The organism is Acinetobacter sp. BSP-28 (assembly GCF_044130285.1).
Lineage (GTDB): Bacteria > Pseudomonadota > Gammaproteobacteria > Pseudomonadales > Moraxellaceae > Acinetobacter.
In genome coordinates this window covers 96357-114195 of sequence record NZ_JBIQOB010000012.1, presented here as the reverse complement: position 1 = coordinate 114195, position 17839 = coordinate 96357, and the positions used below count along the sequence as shown (strand labels likewise).

Here is a 17839-nt window from a genome sequence, read left to right as displayed (position 1 = left end):
TGACCTTTCAAAAGTAGAGAGATTGCCTACTCAAAGGTATAAAAATAAAATCAATTAAATATGAGGCAGTGCTGATTTTAAAAATTTAATATTTTTTGATTTATGAAAGAGACCTAATGGTTAAATAAAAGATAATTTGACTTAAATGATCAACATCCAAAACAATAATAAGATCAGAAAATCAACTTCAGCTTGCACCCCAGACTGACTCACGCGAAAATACATCCAAATTTACCAAGCAGTTTTAGCAATGTCCCAAACTTTAGACGTATTAGGCGGAATTACCGCTGAACAATTCCTTGCCGAATATTGGCAAAAAAAACCATTACTGGTTCGTAATGCACTGCCTGAAATTGCCGGTCTTTTAGAACCGAATGATGTTATGGAACTGGCGCTAGATGAAAATGTCACTGCCCGTTTAATCAAGCAAAAAGATAAAGATCAAAACCAATGGTCGGTAAAATCTTCCCCTTTGATTAAAGCTGATTTCCAGAAGATGCCCAAGCTTTGGACACTACTGGTTCAGGCCGTAGACCATTATTCATTTGATCTGGCAGAATTGTGGAAAAAATTCCCCTTCATTCCGCAATGGCGTCGTGATGACATCATGGTGTCTTATGCGCCTAAAGGTGGATCTGTCGGCAAGCACTTCGATTTTTATGACGTGTTCCTGGTACAAGGTTATGGTCATCGCCGCTGGCAATTGGGACAAATGTGTGATGCAGATACTGACTTCGTTGCAGGACAACCTTTAAAATTACTTCCTGAAATGGACGTGAATTTTGATGAGGTTCTTGCACCGGGCGATCTGCTCTATGTACCCCTTGGTTTATCGCACTACGGCGTAGCTGAAGATGACTGCCTAACTTTCTCTTTTGGTTTCCGTATGCCAAATGTAGCAGAAATGATGGATCGGGTCAGTGATAAATTTGCTGCGGATCAATTACTGAAAAACCCGCTTAAAGACATTCTGCGTGACAAAATCAGCCCGATTGGTCAAATAAGCCAAAATGAACTTGAGTATTTAAAAACCGAACTTTTAGCCCAATTGCAAAATCCGACTGTGCTTGAAGATGCCCTCATGAGCCTGATGTCAGAGTCGAAATATCCTGAAAATATTCCAGAGGCAGAAGCCATTGGTACAGGTGACTTGGAAGAAGCTCTGGATCAGGGTTATTCACTCATGCTCGAGCCGGCCTCTCGTCTGCTTTATACTGAAGCTGAAGGTGAATTGCTGTTTTGGGCAAATGGTGAAGGTATTTGTATTTCCGAAGCTTTTGCACCAATTTTAAAACAATTGGCGGATGGCAGTTCAGTACCGCTTGATGAAAATTTGTATGATCCCGACATGTTAGAAGACATTGTGAATCTACTCAATGAGTCTATTCTCATGTTATTGCCTTCTACTGAAGAAGAGTAAATAGCACCATAAGGGGGAAATTCGGTTTCCCCTTTTTTTATTTTTCGCTTTTTATATAACAGCATTTTTTTTAAAGCATATCTTTCTAAACACTAACCATATTTTAAAATGGCACTAAACTCTTTAATTTTGTATTTTTAAAATTTTCTTATTCCTGCGTATAAACATTCATTTTTACTAATAAAAGAGGTCTAATAAAGGTCAATTAATGAATATTGAACTGCTTATTTCAGCTGAACGATCGCCTGAATTATGGTGCGACCTGGCTCAGAAGATAATTTAAACTCGCCGCCCATGCGTTCCAAACGCATTTTCATACTGCGCATACCAATACTTAATCCTTGTTGGACTACACAATCAGCATCAAAACCTACACCATCATCTTCTATACTCAAAATAAACTGACGTTCTGTGACATAGACCATCGTTATCTTTACCTGCCTGGCCTGACTATGTTTAATGATATTGGTCAGGCTTTCTTCCATGACCCGTATCAAGGTAAGGCACTGCAAAGCATTAGGCACTGCTTGCCATTCCTGCGGGAAAATCCATTTAGAACGAATGTCCAGCTCATCCATAAGCTGACTAAAACGGTGCCTGACCGGTGCCACCCACAGTATAGGATTGACTGGAATTTTATTATCTGCAGATGAACCACTATCGATAATTTGTCGGAGATCATCTCTTAATAATTTAAGCATCGATAAAAATTGCTTGTTTGAAATATCATGCGCGCTTTGATCCACTAAAATCATCGAGCGAACCAGTGACGCACCCAAACCATCATGTAAATCATGGGATAAATTGATTCTTTCTTGCAGCTTGACATTTTTAAGCTCTAATTGATGTTTTTCATTTAAACTGGCGCTTAAATCATTACTGACCTGCTGAACTTTCATTTCCAACTGGGCATTAAAAGTTTCAATTTTTTTAACATTACGGGCCAATCTTGAACCTAATATAATCATCATAAAAAAGGTGATAATCGGTCCGGTATAGGGAGATAATGGTCGAACGCTCTTTACTATCTCCCCGGATAATAATAAAAGGTCGAATATCATAAAAATGACAATAGCGCTTAGGCAAATAGCTAAAAAAATATAATCTGTTCTTTTAGATTGAATGGCTTGATAACAGATATATAAATAACCAATAAGAAATAGCCCAACATAGATTAAAAATATCAGTGCAAAAACCCAATAAGCAGACTGCTGTGGGGTTAAAAAAATCCCTAAAATAATCAGTCCTGTAATTCCCCAAATAACTGTCTCAATTTTAATAAAACGCTTTTGGATAAATCTGCATAAATAAATACAGAAACTCACGATATAAAGAGCAAAAAAAGCCAAATTGGCCTGTGCTGCAATTAATGTATTTGGATAAGGAAATGTTTCTGTAGTAAGAATATTAGAAATAAAGAATGCCCACAGCAAGGAACTTAAAGCAAACCATCCAAAAGTGGTTTCTTTTCGCCGCGATAACCAAATAACAAAACAGATCACCCCAAAGGTAATGGATAAAATTAGATTAATCTGAAATAAAGTTCGGCGATTCCATACCTGACTTTGATATGACTCGTAATTGTTTTGTACATTATTAAAAGAAATCTGACCAATACCCGAAGACTGGAAAGCAAAGCCATTCACATAAATCAAAATTTCATTTTTTCCGCTATTTAATCCCGATATCGGTAAAATCCAGTAACGCGGCATATTCCAGCTTTTTGACAGCGGTTCTTGTAAATGCTTATCTCTCCAGAGTAAATCGCCATTTAAAAAGACTGCGCCGGCAGAATTAATATAATCAATTGAAAAAGCAATCGGCTCGGCAAGTTTGGCATTATTGTGACATGACCAGCTCCATTGAATTTTGTACCACGCTGCTCCGTTATAATTTTTCCAGCGTTTTTGCCACTGATCCGGTAAATTTACAGCTTGCCAGCCCTGCTGGGGTAAAATTGTGACTGAACTGGTTTTGACGGTATCAATAGAATGAATGTGCACTGCACATTGTGCATTAATATTTTCAATTATTTCGGCAGAACTGACCTGACTCAGCAGGCTAAGAACAAGAATAAAAAAATAATGCACAATCAATGACTTCATAGAATCCCTAAGGATCGTGCTGCACTCACGGCCTTTGTTCTTTTGGTCACCGACAATTTACGGTATATGTGCTTGATATGACTTTCAACTGTATATTTAGAAACAAACAATTGTTCAGCGATTTCCCGATTACTCATTCCTTGAGCGACCAGATTTAAAATTTCAGTTTCCCGGCCGGTTAACAGCTCCATATCTGCATCTATGGTTTTCTGATCATCGGCTACTGGTATGACCGCAGCCGATATCTGTTTTAAAATTTCTTGTGCAATAAAAGGGTCAATCGGCGCACCGCCACGTAAAATGCTGCGAATAGACAACAGTACTTCTGCATCATCACGTTCTTTCAGGACATAACCTGTCGCACCTGCCTTGATTGCTGAAAATAAACTTTCTTGAGTACTCCAAGCCGAAATCACCAAGATCATGGCATTGCTATCTAGTGCACGGAGCTTTTCAATCAGCTCTATGCCGTTGCCGTCAGGAAGTCCCAGATCAACTAAGGCCAAGGAAATAGGTTGCTGCTCTATTTCCATAAAAGCCTGTTGCAAGTTTTTAGCAAAAATGAGCATATCGTTGCTATAGCCCAGTTCTGTCAATATATTTCTTAAGCGATCTTGAATAAGACTTTCATCTTCAACAACTAAAACTGGTACGGGTAAAATCGTTTCTAATTCTGGCACAAACCACCCCCTGATAGAACCGCTTACTATAGCTAGAAAAACAATCTTAACGATATCCCTAAAACTAGGTAATTTAATGACTTTTAATTAATAAACGATCAATTTTATTTGCTATTCTGCTATCTAACAACCCACATTAACACCATAAAATAAAAACTTTAAAGTTTCAATCGAGGATTTATTCATCATTTATCAATTAATATTCTAAATATCATGCAGTGTGTGACACACTTTGCTTCTAGCTTAAATTGATCAGATATATACCAAAAAAACCGCTACTTTAGCGGTTTCTTTCTTCATATTGGATTACTGACCATATTGCAGGTTTAAGTATTTCACAATCTGTGCCGACTCAAACATTTTGACCTCAGTATTCGGGTCAATTAAATAAGGAACCTGAATGTCGCGCCCCATAATTCCAACGATCTTTTCACGTTTACCACCTGCTAATGGTTGATATTTTCCAGGTTTTAAACGCAGTACTGCCGGCCCCATATCCTGCCAGCGCTCTTTAGCCACGTTATGATAAACATAGGGTAGCTCAAGCTCGGTTAATAGTGCTCGTACCACACGTGTAAAGGGACTGGCTTCAAATCCCCATAACTCCAATAGTTGCTCAGGTGCTGCACGATCTTTTATTTTCTGCTTAATCCAGACGCCACGTGCACCATTCATGATGGTACCGGCTAAAGCTACGACAGGAATTTTGGGATAATGGGCAAATTTTTTCGGTGTGGTTCCAGTTCGACCATAATGTTTAAATAAATAATCAATGATGGCTTGTGATTCATATATTTCAGTACCGGTATTTTCATCTACGAAAAAAGGAAACTGTTTTTTTCCACCTTTTTCTTTGACGATTTTCCGGTATTTCTGGCCACCCTTAGGACAGGGATAAACCTCATAATCCAGATTTAATAAGGTTAAAACTTCACGCACACGGCGACAAAATGGCGAACCCTCAAACTCATAAAGTTTCAGTGATTTTTCAGGCTGCTTGGGAAAAGCTGTACCGCTAACACCGCGTCCGCCTTCAGTTAATGCTGAAGCCAAAGCTTGTATCACTTTAATTTGATGATTCACCATATTTTGTCCTTATATGTTTATCGTTATAAATCGACTAATTTTTCTTTTGCAATCACAATACCGTTGTTATCTGCATAGATGTAATCGCCAGAACTGATGCTTACACCACCAAAATACAAAGTTAAATCTACTTCGCCTATGCCTTTGCGATTGCTTTTTTGTGGTATTGCAGCCAATGCATGTACACCCAGATCCAGTTCGGCAATTGCATCCACATCACGTACACAACCATAGATTACCACGCCATTCCAGTGATTCTTAACGGCTGATTCTGCAATCATATCGCCCATCAAGGCACAGCGCATGGATGCACCACCATCCACCACAAGCACTTTACCGGTACCGTCAGTTGCTAGCAGTTCTTTGACACGTGAATTATCTTCAAAACACTTTACGGTTACCGCCTGGCCCCCAAAGCTTTTACGTGCGCCATAGCTGTTAAAGAATTTGCCATCCATCGATGGGGTAACCACCTGAATTTCTTTTCCTGGATTATCATCAAGTAAATCACATGTTACGAATGCTGGGTTAGACACTTTATATTTCCCTCATTTGGAATTTTGTATGCGTAAATTATCATAAATTTCAAATTTTTCAGTTTGAGTTTGCGCCGCCTCGACCATAGTATGAGCCACTTGCACTGCTGTCACTGGCTTATATTTAAATGTATCAGGAACCAAATGCGAGAATTTTTGATATAAATTTTGACTGATGTCTTCCAACATGCGTTGTTCTGATCGTTTGCCGAGTAATAATGAAGGACGTAAAATAGAAGCTTTTTCCAGCTTTAAATTCCGGATGTGACTTTCTAGCTGCCCTTTTACTTTATTGTAAAAAATTCTGGATTGTGCATTTGCGCCCATAGCACTAATCAACACATAATGTGTCTGGGTCGTTTCAAATAAATCGGCAAAATGTGCATTGATTTCATAATCGATATTATAAAAATTTTCTTTTGAACCTGCCTTTTTTAGCGTAGTGCCTAAACAACTAAAGGCATGACTATAGCCATTTACGTCTTCATCATTTAGTAAAAGAAAATCCTCCAAAATAAATTGTTGTACTTTTTTTAGGCTTTTAAGCTGATAATCTTCATGCCGCACGACTGCCGTTATTTTTTCACAGCTTTCAATCTCGCTGAGCTGTTTCAGTAGTTCACGCCCTACTAAACCTGTTGCGCCAATTACAATTGCACTTTTAATTGATTTAGTCATTTTTTAATCGATCTCTTTAGGTTTTACTAATGTAACGGTTTCTTTATACTTTTTATGCATCTAAAATGTTGTCAAATCAAGTCAAGACTTGACTTAACGCCATAGTTTAATCACAATATGGCACTTGTTTACGGGCTGGTGATAATTCTTCTGATGAAGGTTTTCAGTTGCAATTTCAGCCCGCCCAGACCAATCTAATTCAAGGAGTGCACGAGTGGCAAACTCTGCTCAAGCTAAAAAACGTGCTCGTCAAAACGTTAAAGCACGTAAACACAACGCTAGCTTACGTTCTATGGTTCGTACTTATCTTAAACGTACAGTAGCTGCTATCGCTGCTGGTGATTATGCTGCTGCTACAGAAGCATACAAAACTGCGGTTCCTGTAATTGACCGTATGGCTGATAAAGGCATCATCCATAAAAACAAAGCTGCTCGTCATAAGAGCCGTTTGAATGCACAAGTTAAAGCTTTAGCTAACTAAGTTGTTGCATTGAAAAAAGCCCGTTGAGGGCTTTTTTTACGCCTTGAGTTTAATCATGTATCACTAAAATTCACAACTTTATTTCATTTTTAGTATTAAATCGTTCAGTATCGACAAATACCCCCCATTGATGAAATGGCCATCACTTTATGGCAACTCAGATTGAATTTCCCCATCTAAAAACGATAGAAAATCATCCTTGTTCGAAGATGACAGCTTTACCACAAGGTCTTTCAAGCATTAAAGCAAGTGATGGGCTATGATGCTTCTTATATGATTTAAAATGATGTGATCGTAATAACCTGGCTAGCAAGTTTTAAACTTGGTAAATAAATATAAAAAGCCCTCCTTGGAGAGCTTTTGGGGTTATTTATAAAATAAAGATAGAATCAATAGTGACCTTGCTGCAATAAAGAAACCACCAATAATTTAGTTAGCTAACAGTCTTAAATTTTGTGGTTTTAAATAAGCCAATATTAAGCTGCTATTTGGCGTCAAGTTGGTCCACTTCTGATTTCCACCTCCAGTGCAGGCATAACGAATTAGATTTGCTCGGTTATTGGTTAAGCGACCCGATGCCAAATCAAAACACTGACCTGACTGGCTAATCGCTGATGTTTCAGGTTTCATGGTCCAGATTTGTGTATCTTTATCTGTTGCACAGTCAGTCAAAATAATTTTTGCACCGCCGCCTGTACTGGTTAAGCATTGTCCTACTGCATATCTACTTTGAATCCGTCCTAAACCATCGTAGACCCACTGTTCCGATGCATCAGCGCTACAACCACTTGAACCACTGATGAAGGTGTTGTATTGACCATTTTCGAGCTTTTCAACTTTTAGGCAGTTTGTACCATTTTTAATTAATGAGGTATTGCTGTTCAAATCACTTTTCGACAAACTCAATAATTGAATAAAATTATTTAATGCTGTCATGGCTTCAGGCTTATTGGTCTTTAAATCTGCCTGATATACATTCATCCAGCGGTTTAAACGGTAAATGGTATTTTGCTGTTGTGTATAACGATCCATCTGCTGTACCGCCAAGGCACTTAACTCATTTTTATTCGCTTTATAAGAATCATAAAGTAGTCGTGTCGCAGGTTTCAAGCTCACCACATCATTGGATGCTTGAGCTAATAATTCCTGCTCCAAAGTAGGCAACTCAATTTTTCTTAATGCACTATAACCTTCTGCTTTACCAATATGTACCGCAGGTTTAATCACATCTGTATATTGTGGAATATCCATCGATGCCAATAACTTTTCATTTGCATTGGCTTGTTTACAATACAAATCTACTTTTTGCGGCTGATCTGAAATTGCCAGATTGACATGTAGTTTATTGGCATTACTTCCCAAACGTGCAGGTGATAATGCAACGTTCTTCACCATATTGCGATATTGAATATTTAACCAACATGCAGACTGATCCAAAGCAGTATTTGCACTTGGCAAATCATAAACGTTGCCCCAGTTCGAACGCGCAGCAGGATACAGCAACCCCACCTGATTTACAGGATCATACCCGCCTAAAATCGTCAGCACTGGTTGTCCAAACATATGGGGACGCGGGTAATTCTGCTTTGCCTGATACCATACAGGAGAGGTTGAATTCGGCATAACCGGCTGTGCAACTTCCATTTGGCGCGTATCTTTATTCCACTTTTTATAGCCTGTGGGTGAAGTCTCATCCCAGACATAGCGGTCAAAATGCGGCTGAATCTTTAAGAATGTACTGTAACCTGTGTAATGGGTATATCTTGAGATGGTGCTGTCTGGATAGCCTCCAGACATTGCATCTTTACCATGAGGGAAAATGTCCTGAAAGTTGGGAATCCCGTTGCTTCCATCCCATTTCCATGTGGCCGTCCATGATAGATTGCCACGCATCATATTACGGTAGCCAATATATCCCCAGCCACTGTCTGCATGATGCGCTGCCCAGAATAAATTATCTCCCACTTGTCCAGGGTAATGCCCTAATCCATAATGGTGACCAATCTCATGACTGAATTCATTCCCCACCGAATCATACAATGTCAGCATGCCATTGCCGCCACTTAAACCGTGACCCTGTACGCCATTGGCATAATTTCCTTTGGTATGATGCACGACCACAGTTTGAGTAAGCTGCGGCTGGCTTTGGTTCGCCATCGAAGCACTGGTAATACCCCAGTTTGCAAGATTAATCCCGACACTGAATGTGGATTTCCCCACATCTTCACGCATATCCCCTGCGTAAGCTCCTCCTGTGCTGGTACTGGCAACATCATAAATCGTACCGTTGGAAACCATGACCCGGTTCAAGGTCATATCGTCGTATTTGGCAACTGTCATTTGTGCTGCAGGAATGGTTTGAAAATAATCCGTCCCCGCTTTTTCGGGCTGCAACAGCATATAATGACCATTGGATTGCGGATAATCGCTCAGCATCCCGACACGAATGTTATTTAGAACCAATTCCCCAGGTGCTGCAAAATCAATTTTTTCTTCAAATAGCTCACCGCTTCGGTTTTGATGATCAATAATTTTTATTTTTAATCCTGGACGTACTTCATCCCAATTCAGTCTAGCTGACCACGCACGTTTACTATATGAAACGCTCGGTCGTGTATCCATTTTATTTTGATCTGAAGCTGGAATTTGCGTAGGATCTTGCAGGTTAATTTGACGCAACAAGCGTCCATCTTGATAAATTTCAGCGGTTAATTGCGTCACATTTCCCATATCCAGGGTTGGTGTAACCAGTAACAGCGCTTCTTTTTCTGAGGTTAAGCGAGGCATTTTTTTTGCTTCGTTACCATTTGGATCCACGACATGGCCTTGAGCAAATTGAACCATTGCTTTAAAAGAACCATCCAGATCTACTCGAATATCACGGGTATTACCTAAAGCATTGTAATCGTAATATCCAAGCAATGCTTCATCCATGACATCTTTGGTCGGCTCAGGATAACTCTCTGGCTCTGCAACAGCTTCTTGCTCCTGATCTTTTTCTGGAGCAATGACATCTCCAATAAAATCGATTATTTCATCAACAATTGAAGAGTCTGATGGTGCAGATGAATTTGAAGATTCTGCTGTGCTTCCACCTCCGCCTCCACATGCCCCCAGCATTGCCGATAATATACAAATATTTAAATACCTAAACTGTAACTGCATCACATTCTCCCCCCAATAGCATCACAATTTCTCTAAAACAAAAAAAATATGTGCTTTTATTAAAAAAATTTATTTATCAAAAACTTAAGGCAAAAAATATTATCCTAGAAGAAAAAAATAAACCATAAAAAAATATGCAAAGCATTTCTCTAAATACTTGTATTTATTTGTTTAATTTTTTAATTTTTGATATAAAATGAGGACTTGTTAGAACATTTATTTATATGAAAATATTGTGGCTTATGAATGTTTTTGAAATGAGGTGTACACCCATTGATTACAATGTTGTTATTTTTAATTTAAAAGACGTATTTAAAATTACTATAAATAAAAAACTTAAAAATTGATTCTTCAAAAAATTGTGTAACTACATTTTATCTATAATTTAAGGGAGTGCTTTTTAAGCCTTTATTTTATCTTTTCCAGGTTCTGAAACTCCCGAATCGACAGTTCGTTCACTTCACCACGCCAAATCCATTTCAGTTTGGACTCCAAAAATACATCACCTTCAAACCAGACAAACAAGCCTTCCATCATTCTTGGCCAGTCTTCATGGCTAACGGTATTACGCCCGGAAATCACCGCAATAATGGCTGCCAAAATAGTATCGTGACTCACAGCCAGACTTAAACCAAAATGATCTTGCGGATGGGTGTTATAAATCAGCTCCAGCACATCGACCACACCGGTAATCGGATGTTTCATTCCAGGCAAGGCATTATTGACAAAACTGTTAATAAAACCCAAAGCACCCTGTTTTTGAAAATATGGACCTGCCTGTTTAATATCAAGCACAAAACTTCCCGGCTCAACCAGTAAGCCTTGCTGGACAATTTCAATATGATGGGTATTTTGTGCCAGCGTACTCGAATCGGCACCCTGTATCATTAAAGCAGCAGTATCGACACAGCGTTGTATCGGACTGGAAATACAATGCTGAATACTACGATCAGTATTATCAATTAAATAACCTCCCCACGCCTGTGCCAGCTCACGACCTTGTTCGGTTAACTGCAAGTCATAGCCAGCCAAGCCCTGTCCTGTGACGACCTCACGAAGAGAATGACGGGTAAACAGAGTAACAGGTGTTTTGGCATCAGGCAGCAAATCAAGCGCCTTCAGCATACTTGTAGGGAGTAGATCTAACGCCATGAAGCAGCCAAAATTAAACATGGGTACATACCCACACTATAGCATGTTAACGCATCAGCTCAATGTATGTTCGCCATAAGTCCTAGGGCTTGGAATGCCAATTTTTTCATCTCGATATTACGAAATGCGATAAAACCACCATTCAGCAAACTCTCGCGCTGATTATATACAAAGGGTCTGCCTTTAAAATCTACCAGCCCGCCACCGATGCGTTCAATCAGACATTGCCCTGCACTGGTATCCCACTCACTGGTCGGATGAAAGCGTGGGTAAATATCCACTTTCCCCTCCAGCATCATGCAAAACTTATAGGCACTCCCCGCCTTAAACTCTACAATTTCAACCTGCTGTTTCAGGATGCTCTGATATTCGGCATATTTTGGCTTGTTCTGACTGCTTTGACTTAAGCCCACCTGTACAGTTTTAGACTGCAGATCATCGACATACTGCAACCACTGCCCCGATTGAATCTCTAATTTCAATGGCAAGCCTTGTTTGGGACAAAAATATATCGTTTGCTCACTTGGGATGGCCAATACTGCAAAAGTGGTATAAGCACCTTCCACCAGACTTAAGTTAATTGTAAATTCAGGCCGTTTATGCAGAAACTCTTTGGTGCCATCCAGAGGATCGAGCAACCAGAAGTTTTGCCATTGCTTACGCTGGGTATTGTCACCTTCTTCAGATAACAAAGAGATGTTCGGAAAGGTGGTCTTTAATGCTGTCGTGATAAACGCATTGACCCGATAATCTGCCTGAGTTACCGGTGACTGGTCATTTTTGTGCTCGACATCAAAAGTTTCACCTGCACAATAGGCCTGATATTCTGCTCGCAAAATTTCACATGCCTGTGTCACAATGGGAACCAACTGTAAAATCAGGGCATCTTGCGGTGCCGTAGTTGCTTTAAACATAGATTACCTTCATATGCCGAATTATTCAGAAAAACCCACCATCATCTTCGACATGGATGGTACGCTTCTTGATCTTGCTTATGATGATTTCATCTGGAATCATCAGCTCCCTATTCGCTATGCAGAAAAGCATAACTGTACGCTTGAACAAAGTACCCAAGCGCTATTTCAATTTTACCAGCAACACAATCATACCTTAAATTGGTATTCCACATGCTTCTGGAGTGCAAAAGTAGGTATAGATACACTGGCCCTACAACAGGAATTTCAACACAAGGTGGCTTTACGACCAGGTTGTATTGAATTACTGGAATATCTTAAAGCCCAAGGCTATGCCTGCTGGATAGCGACCAATGCCGATTGTGAAGGCTTAAAATTTAAACTCGAACAAACCCAAATCGCGCATTATTTTGATGTGATTGTCAGCAGTGAAACTATTGGCTATGCCAAAGAATGCGTCGAATTTTGGCAACAGCTTCATGCACTGCATCCTTTTCAAGTCGAGCATAGCTATTTCATTGATGACACTGAAAAAGTGCTCAAAGGTGCAGAAAAATTTGGGATCCAGCATTTAATTAGCATTGCCCAGCCCTCATCTCAAAAAGAAATAAGGACTGAAAGTACTTATCCCATTTTACAAGATTTGACTGACTTAATAGTGATCTTAGAACAAGCTGAGGATCTGAAAAAATATGCCTAATTCTTCTCAACAGAACCATGTTGAAAGTATGCGTGTTGATAAATGGTTGTGGGCAGCACGTTTTTTTAAAACACGTTCGATATCCAAAGCTGCAATTGAAGGCGGTAAAGTCCATCACAATGGTGAACGGGTTAAAGTCTCCAAAGAGGTTCGTGTCGGCATGGAGCTCAGCATCCAGCAAGGTTTTGAGCGTAAAACTGTTGTCATCAAGGCATTATCCGCCGTTCGCAGTGCAGCACCGATTGCCCAGCAACTTTATGAAGAAACTGAAGTTAGTGTTGCACGACGAGAGTTGATTGCCACCCAAAGAAAGTTGCATAATCTAGCCCGACCTGAACATCGGCCGAGTAAAAAAGATCGAAGACAAATTAGTAAATTTAAACAAGATAATGATCAACAGTTCGACCAGCACTGGTCATATCACGATTAGAGACTGTTGACATTTAAGCGTCACATTCTGTCGCATTCGACTGAATTGATATAGTACATAAGGAATGAATCTGTCACTATACTTGAGTGGAACACGTTTGAAAGCAACACATCCACTTAAGTGAATATTTCTGTGACATCGTTTTGAGGTTGTGAGATGGATGATAATAAAAGCAAGGCGCTGAATGCTGCCCTAAGCCAGATTGAAAAACAGTTTGGTAAAAATACAGTAATGCGCCTTGGTGACAATACTGTACAGGCCGTTGAAGCGGTCTCTACAGGCTCTTTAACCCTGGATATTGCTCTGGGTATTGGTGGTTTACCTAAAGGCCGTATCGTTGAAATTTACGGCCCTGAATCTTCAGGTAAAACCACCATGACTTTGCAAGCCATTGCAGAATGTCAAAAAGCGGGCGGTACATGTGCCTTCATTGATGCTGAACATGCACTTGATCCGCAATATGCCCGCAAGTTAGGCGTAGATATCGACAATCTGTTGGTGTCACAGCCTGACAATGGTGAACAGGCACTTGAAATTGCCGACATGCTAGTACGCTCTGGCGCGATTGACCTGATTGTAGTCGACTCCGTAGCAGCCCTAACTCCACGCGCGGAAATTGAAGGTGAAATGGGCGACTCTCACATGGGTCTGCAAGCCCGTTTGATGAGCCAGGCACTGCGTAAAATCACCGGTAATGCAAAACGTTCTAACTGTATGGTGATCTTCATTAACCAGATTCGTATGAAGATTGGCGTGATGTTTGGTAGCCCTGAAACCACCACGGGTGGTAACGCGCTTAAATTCTACGCTTCTGTACGTCTGGATATCCGCCGTATTGGGCAGGTAAAAGAAGGTGATGAAATCATCGGTTCCGAAACCCGCGTAAAAGTCGTGAAGAACAAGATGGCTCCTCCATTTAAAGAAGCAGTGTTCCAGATTCTGTATGGTAAAGGTGTAAACCATTTAGGCGAATTGATCGACTTGGCAGTACAGCAAGAGATCATCCAGAAAGCGGGTGCTTGGTATTCTTATCAGGGCGATAAAATTGGCCAAGGTAAAAACAACGTCATTCGCCATTTGGAAGAAAATCCACAAATTGCGATAGAAGTTGAAAAGCTGATTCGTGAACAGCTCCTCACTACAGGTACAGTACCAGTAGAAGATAAAGACGAAGTAGAACCAGACTTTTTAGATGCTTAATTTCTCGCACAATAAAAGTTAAACTGTAAAACGCCCTACGGGGCGTTTTTTATTCGATGTGATCCAACCTTATGAGCAATCCAAAATTCCCCAACATGCTTGATTACGAAGCACTCAAGCAACAGTTTGATGAATCAGCTGACGAATCCACATGCTCAAATGTATCTCCCGATTCAAATGCCTTACATTTTGCAGATCAGCCTGAACCCAAACCCCAAGGCTTGACTGGAACACGCTTGCGCTCCTATGCTTTTGCGATATTGACACGCAAAGAGTACTCAAAAGCAGATCTGATCGAGAAACTTGCGCTTTATGCCATGGATCGGGATGAAGTCATCAAACTGGTGGATGAACTAGCAACAGAAAATTATCAGAGTGACCAGCGTGTAGCTGAGATGATGCTGTCAAGCCAAAAACGCAAAGGTAAAGGCCCAAACCGCATCAAGATGGCTTTAAAATCAAAAAAAATTGATAGCAGCCTCATTCAAGAAGAATTAAAAGAAACCGACTGGAATGAACAGGCCTATCAACTTAAAGTGAAAAAGTTTGGTCTGGAAGTCGAAAAAGAACCAAAACTGAAAGCCAAACAAATACGCTTTTTGATGTATCGGGGTTTTGAAATGGATGCGATTATGAAAGCGATTAGCCGTCGTGAAGATGAAATATAAATTGGGGGAAGAAATAGAAATTATTATAAAAACTGGTGGCAACCCTACCAGCAAGCCTTCGGCACATCATATTTCCACTACCGTTGCTACCTTCCGGTCCTGGCGGGGTTCGTGGAGTACAATTGCGAAGTAACCGGCAGGGCTACCATTGCAAGAACAGAGTATAGAGATTTTTAACTAACTTGCAAGTATTCAAAGCTGTTTTCCCGCAACATTACTTTTATTTGATTATTAAAAAAACAATATTGATTAAAAACAGCATTTTTGGATATTTTTTATCAGCACAATCAATTACTTTAAAACTACGACAAGATTGTAAACACATATTGCATTTCACGGGCCGGACGTTTTTAATGTCGTCATGTCTTTTAAATGGTCACACTTTAAAACCTCAGGTTTAGAAAGTACCAAAGAATACAAAATGGATGTTTTTTTATGATGCTCAAACAGCATGCTTTATGTGTACTCACCTTGTTGGGTTCCGCTTCACTTTATGCCAATGTCCCGATTGAATCACGCGGCTTGAGTCAAAATAACAGTATTGACCTCAGTGCTAACAATGTTGCCATTAATTCAGGTGCAACTGTTGCCAATGTGCCAACCAACCTAAATTGGCAACTTATGCAAAAAAACCAGCAATTGGAAAATGACATTCGTGCATTACGCGGCAAAATTGAAGAACAGGACAACGAAATTGAAAAACTTAAACATGAACTGACCAATCGCTATACTGACCTAGACCAACGATTAGAGCTGTTACAACAGAAAGTAGATCCAGAAAGTGCCGCGTCAGAGGAGGATAATCAACAGGATACTTCTCCCAGCGCCACAAACAGCACAGCCCCAGTAGCATCATCTACTACAACCCCAAATCAATCGACTCCTGCCACACCTAAGCAAGCCGTTGCTACCAGTGCTCAGCCCTCCGCAGAACTGGATAAAGCAGCCTATACTGTAGCATTGGATGCTTATAAACAAGGCGGTGCAAAAAAAGCCATCGCACCAATGCAAAACTTTATCAAGAATAATCCCAATAGTGTCTACATCAGTAATGCTTATTTTTGGCTAGCTGAGTTTAATCTGGCAATTGAACCAACCAATTATGTAGAAGCTAAAAAGAACTATAATATTGTGGTCAATCAATACCCCAATTCTGCAAAGGCATCACGCGCTCTATACCAGCTCTACAGTATGGCCAAAGATGTCGATCACAATACGACCCTTGCCAACCAGCTTAAAGCTAAACTACTAAAGAATTATCCTAAATCTGAAGAAGTTGGATATTTAAAGAAATAAAAACAAAAAAAGACACCTTAATAGGTGTCTTTTTTATAGCAATATATTCGATTAACGAACAATACCACGCTTTGACTGCTCCAAAGAATCAATCAATAGCTGTGCTTCTGGCGCTTCTGGCAGAATATCATCACGAATCTGCTGAATTGCTTGTTCAGTGGTTAAACCATCTTTGTAAATCAATTTAAAGGCTTGGCGTAATGCTTGAATCACATTCTTAGACCAACCTTTACGACGCATTCCTTCCACATTCATTGCAAAAGCATGTGCCGGATTACCGGATACCATCACATAAGCAGGTACATCTTTCAGAATTAACGAAGCACCACCAATCATGCTGTAAGAATCGATTTTACAGAATTGATGAATGCCCGAATTACCACCCACAACGACATAATCGCCCACTTGTACATGTCCTGCAACGCCGACATTGTTGGCAAAAATGTTATGGTCACCTACCATACAGTCATGTGCAATGTGCGTATTGACCATCAATAAGTTATGACTGCCAATTTTTGTGAGTCCTTGATCCTGAACCGTACCACGATGCAAACTGCAATGCTCGCGAATTGAGTTATGATCGCCGATTTCAAGCCAAGTCTCTTCGCCAGCATATTTTAAATCCTGACAAACTTCACCCACACTCGCAAACTGGAATATTTCATTGTTTTTCCCAATACGAGTATAGCCACCAACCACTACATGTGAATGTAGCTTGGTGCCCTCACCAATAGTGACCTTTGGCCCAATAATACAATAAGGGCCAATTTGTACATCTGCAGCGATGACTGCAGATGAGTCAATAATGGCGGTTGGGTGAATTAAATCGTTATTACTCATGCCTGCTCTATTTTCTGATGCGAAACCATAATTTCCGCGGTTGTTGCTACAACGCCATCAACTGTGGCTATACAATTATATTTGTAAATGCCACGTTTGTGCATAACCAATTCTGATTTTAATACCAATTGGTCACCAGCAACGACTTGTTTTTTAAAACGAACCTTTTCAGCGCCCGCAAAAAGAAACAATGAACCTGGGCCTGGTTTTTCATTATTCATGATAAAACCAAGTATACCAGAGACTTGAGCTAATGCTTCAACAATCAGTACACCCGGCATAATTGGATAGCCCGGGAAATGTCCCTGTAAAAACTCTTCGTTGATTGAAACATTCTTATAGCCCACAATGCCATTGTCAGTCACATCTACAATGCGATCGACCAATAAGAATGGATAGCGGTGAGGTAAATATTCACGAATTTGTTGAATGTGCATTGGCAATTCAGGTTTCGTAAATGCAGCAGTATTCGACTCAGTCATCATAAT

The 17839-nt window shown here is 40.0% G+C and carries 17 protein-coding genes and 1 other RNA gene; 7 read left to right on the top strand and 11 right to left on the bottom strand.

Translation table 11 applies throughout. The features are described 5' to 3' along the window. Positions 1 to 250: 250 nt before the first annotated feature. On the top strand, positions 251 to 1420 hold the full coding sequence (locus ACE01R_RS10700) for a JmjC domain-containing protein (protein ID WP_395551121.1): 1170 nt from the start codon (positions 251 to 253) through the stop codon (positions 1418 to 1420). 224 nt (positions 1421 to 1644) lie between these two features. Here the strand turns inward: ACE01R_RS10700 and ACE01R_RS10695 are convergent, their stop codons facing one another. The 5 genes from ACE01R_RS10695 to ACE01R_RS10675 all read right to left on the bottom strand — a co-directional run bounded on the left by ACE01R_RS10695 (position 1645) and on the right by ACE01R_RS10675 (position 6505). Continuing rightward, the gene (locus ACE01R_RS10695; RefSeq protein ID WP_395551117.1) at positions 1645 to 3525 is read right to left on the bottom strand and encodes an ATP-binding protein; all 1881 of its coding nucleotides are present in this window, start codon (positions 3523 to 3525) and stop codon (positions 1645 to 1647) included. After that, complete coding sequence (locus tag ACE01R_RS10690) at positions 3522 to 4205, bottom strand: response regulator (protein ID WP_395551115.1); 684 nt, start codon at positions 4203 to 4205, stop codon at positions 3522 to 3524. The genes ACE01R_RS10695 and ACE01R_RS10690 overlap by 4 nt, the downstream gene beginning before the upstream one ends. A 306-nt stretch (positions 4206 to 4511) precedes the next feature. Further along, complete coding sequence (locus ACE01R_RS10685; RefSeq protein ID WP_395551106.1) at positions 4512 to 5291, bottom strand: glutathione S-transferase N-terminal domain-containing protein; 780 nt, start codon at positions 5289 to 5291, stop codon at positions 4512 to 4514. Positions 5292 to 5314: 23 nt separating this feature from the next. Then, positions 5315 to 5827 (bottom strand): ribonuclease E activity regulator RraA, encoded by a 513-nt coding sequence (gene rraA / locus ACE01R_RS10680; protein WP_395551101.1) that lies wholly within the window; start codon positions 5825 to 5827, stop codon positions 5315 to 5317. Positions 5828 to 5839: 12 nt separating this feature from the next. Further along, positions 5840 to 6505, bottom strand: a complete 666-nt coding sequence (locus ACE01R_RS10675) for a nucleoside-diphosphate sugar epimerase (RefSeq protein WP_395551096.1) — start codon at positions 6503 to 6505, stop codon at positions 5840 to 5842. A 214-nt stretch (positions 6506 to 6719) separates the two neighbouring features. Here ACE01R_RS10675 and rpsT point away from each other — a divergent pair, with 214 nt between their 5' ends. Then, the gene (gene rpsT, locus ACE01R_RS10670) at positions 6720 to 6986 is read left to right on the top strand and encodes a 30S ribosomal protein S20 (RefSeq protein WP_039622003.1); all 267 of its coding nucleotides are present in this window, start codon (positions 6720 to 6722) and stop codon (positions 6984 to 6986) included. A gap of 429 nt (positions 6987 to 7415) precedes the next feature. Here rpsT and ACE01R_RS10665 read toward each other — a convergent pair whose 3' ends face one another. The 3 genes from ACE01R_RS10665 to ACE01R_RS10655 all read right to left on the bottom strand — a co-directional run bounded on the left by ACE01R_RS10665 (position 7416) and on the right by ACE01R_RS10655 (position 12217). Further along, positions 7416 to 10151 carry a M66 family metalloprotease gene (locus ACE01R_RS10665; protein WP_395551094.1) on the bottom strand — a complete coding sequence of 912 codons (2736 nt, stop codon included), beginning with the start codon at positions 10149 to 10151 and terminating at the stop codon, positions 7416 to 7418. Positions 10152 to 10559: 408 nt separating this feature from the next. Further along, the gene (locus tag ACE01R_RS10660) at positions 10560 to 11303 is read right to left on the bottom strand and encodes a histidine phosphatase family protein (RefSeq protein ID WP_395551093.1); all 744 of its coding nucleotides are present in this window, start codon (positions 11301 to 11303) and stop codon (positions 10560 to 10562) included. Between the two features lie 59 nt (positions 11304 to 11362). Beyond that, positions 11363 to 12217, bottom strand: a complete 855-nt coding sequence (locus ACE01R_RS10655) for a 3'(2'),5'-bisphosphate nucleotidase CysQ (RefSeq protein ID WP_395551092.1) — start codon at positions 12215 to 12217, stop codon at positions 11363 to 11365. Between the two features lie 13 nt (positions 12218 to 12230). On the opposite strand from ACE01R_RS10655, the gene ACE01R_RS10650 reads away from it, so the two are divergent. From ACE01R_RS10650 to ACE01R_RS10635, 4 genes are all read left to right on the top strand, one after another. Beyond that, positions 12231 to 12917: an HAD-IA family hydrolase gene (locus ACE01R_RS10650; RefSeq protein WP_395551091.1), complete on the top strand. Its 687-nt coding sequence runs from the start codon at positions 12231 to 12233 to the stop codon at positions 12915 to 12917. Then, entirely contained in the window at positions 12910 to 13347 is a 438-nt protein-coding gene (locus ACE01R_RS10645) for an RNA-binding S4 domain-containing protein (RefSeq protein WP_395551090.1), read from the top strand. Before ACE01R_RS10650 ends, ACE01R_RS10645 begins: the two co-directional genes overlap by 8 nt. A 156-nt stretch (positions 13348 to 13503) precedes the next feature. Continuing rightward, entirely contained in the window at positions 13504 to 14547 is a 1044-nt protein-coding gene (gene recA / locus ACE01R_RS10640) for a recombinase RecA (RefSeq protein WP_395551086.1), read from the top strand. 71 nt (positions 14548 to 14618) lie between these two features. After that, a complete protein-coding gene (locus ACE01R_RS10635; RefSeq protein ID WP_395551085.1) occupies positions 14619 to 15215 on the top strand; it encodes a regulatory protein RecX in 597 nt (198 codons plus the stop codon). A 42-nt stretch (positions 15216 to 15257) separates the two neighbouring features. On the opposite strand, the gene ffs is transcribed toward ACE01R_RS10635, so the two are convergent. Beyond that, positions 15258 to 15354: signal recognition particle sRNA small type (gene ffs / locus ACE01R_RS10630), an RNA gene on the bottom strand. 296 nt (positions 15355 to 15650) lie between these two features. Here ffs and ACE01R_RS10625 point away from each other — a divergent pair. Beyond that, the gene (locus ACE01R_RS10625; RefSeq protein ID WP_395551083.1) at positions 15651 to 16511 is read left to right on the top strand and encodes a YbgF trimerization domain-containing protein; all 861 of its coding nucleotides are present in this window, start codon (positions 15651 to 15653) and stop codon (positions 16509 to 16511) included. A gap of 51 nt (positions 16512 to 16562) precedes the next feature. Here the strand turns inward: ACE01R_RS10625 and lpxA are convergent, their stop codons facing one another. Continuing rightward, positions 16563 to 17351 (bottom strand): acyl-ACP--UDP-N-acetylglucosamine O-acyltransferase, encoded by a 789-nt coding sequence (gene lpxA, locus ACE01R_RS10620; RefSeq protein ID WP_395551082.1) that lies wholly within the window; start codon positions 17349 to 17351, stop codon positions 16563 to 16565. Further along, entirely contained in the window at positions 17348 to 17833 is a 486-nt protein-coding gene (gene fabZ / locus ACE01R_RS10615) for a 3-hydroxyacyl-ACP dehydratase FabZ (RefSeq protein ID WP_395551136.1), read from the bottom strand. Before fabZ ends, lpxA begins: the two co-directional genes overlap by 4 nt. Positions 17834 to 17839 lie beyond the last annotated feature (6 nt).

Bases quoted from the DNA above. Each gene is read 5' to 3' on its own strand.
- ACE01R_RS10685 (WP_395551106.1), bottom strand. From the start codon at position 5,291: ATGGTGAATCATCAAATTAAAGTGATACAAGCTTTGGCTTCAGCATTA.
- ACE01R_RS10665 (WP_395551094.1), bottom strand. From the start codon at position 10,151: ATGCAGTTACAGTTTAGGTATTTAAATATTTGTATATTATCGGCAATG.
- ACE01R_RS10660 (WP_395551093.1), bottom strand. From the start codon at position 11,303: ATGGCGTTAGATCTACTCCCTACAAGTATGCTGAAGGCGCTTGATTTG.
- ACE01R_RS10700 (WP_395551121.1), top strand. From the start codon at position 251: ATGTCCCAAACTTTAGACGTATTAGGCGGAATTACCGCTGAACAATTC.
- ACE01R_RS10650 (WP_395551091.1), top strand. From the start codon at position 12,231: ATGCCGAATTATTCAGAAAAACCCACCATCATCTTCGACATGGATGGT.
- ACE01R_RS10675 (WP_395551096.1), bottom strand. From the start codon at position 6,505: ATGACTAAATCAATTAAAAGTGCAATTGTAATTGGCGCAACAGGTTTA.
- ACE01R_RS10635 (WP_395551085.1), top strand. From the start codon at position 14,619: ATGAGCAATCCAAAATTCCCCAACATGCTTGATTACGAAGCACTCAAG.
- fabZ (WP_395551136.1), bottom strand. From the start codon at position 17,833: ATGACTGAGTCGAATACTGCTGCATTTACGAAACCTGAATTGCCAATG.
- recA (WP_395551086.1), top strand. From the start codon at position 13,504: ATGGATGATAATAAAAGCAAGGCGCTGAATGCTGCCCTAAGCCAGATT.
- ACE01R_RS10695 (WP_395551117.1), bottom strand. From the start codon at position 3,525: ATGAAGTCATTGATTGTGCATTATTTTTTTATTCTTGTTCTTAGCCTG.
- lpxA (WP_395551082.1), bottom strand. From the start codon at position 17,351: ATGAGTAATAACGATTTAATTCACCCAACCGCCATTATTGACTCATCT.
- ACE01R_RS10655 (WP_395551092.1), bottom strand. From the start codon at position 12,217: ATGTTTAAAGCAACTACGGCACCGCAAGATGCCCTGATTTTACAGTTG.
- ACE01R_RS10645 (WP_395551090.1), top strand. From the start codon at position 12,910: ATGCCTAATTCTTCTCAACAGAACCATGTTGAAAGTATGCGTGTTGAT.
- ACE01R_RS10625 (WP_395551083.1), top strand. From the start codon at position 15,651: ATGATGCTCAAACAGCATGCTTTATGTGTACTCACCTTGTTGGGTTCC.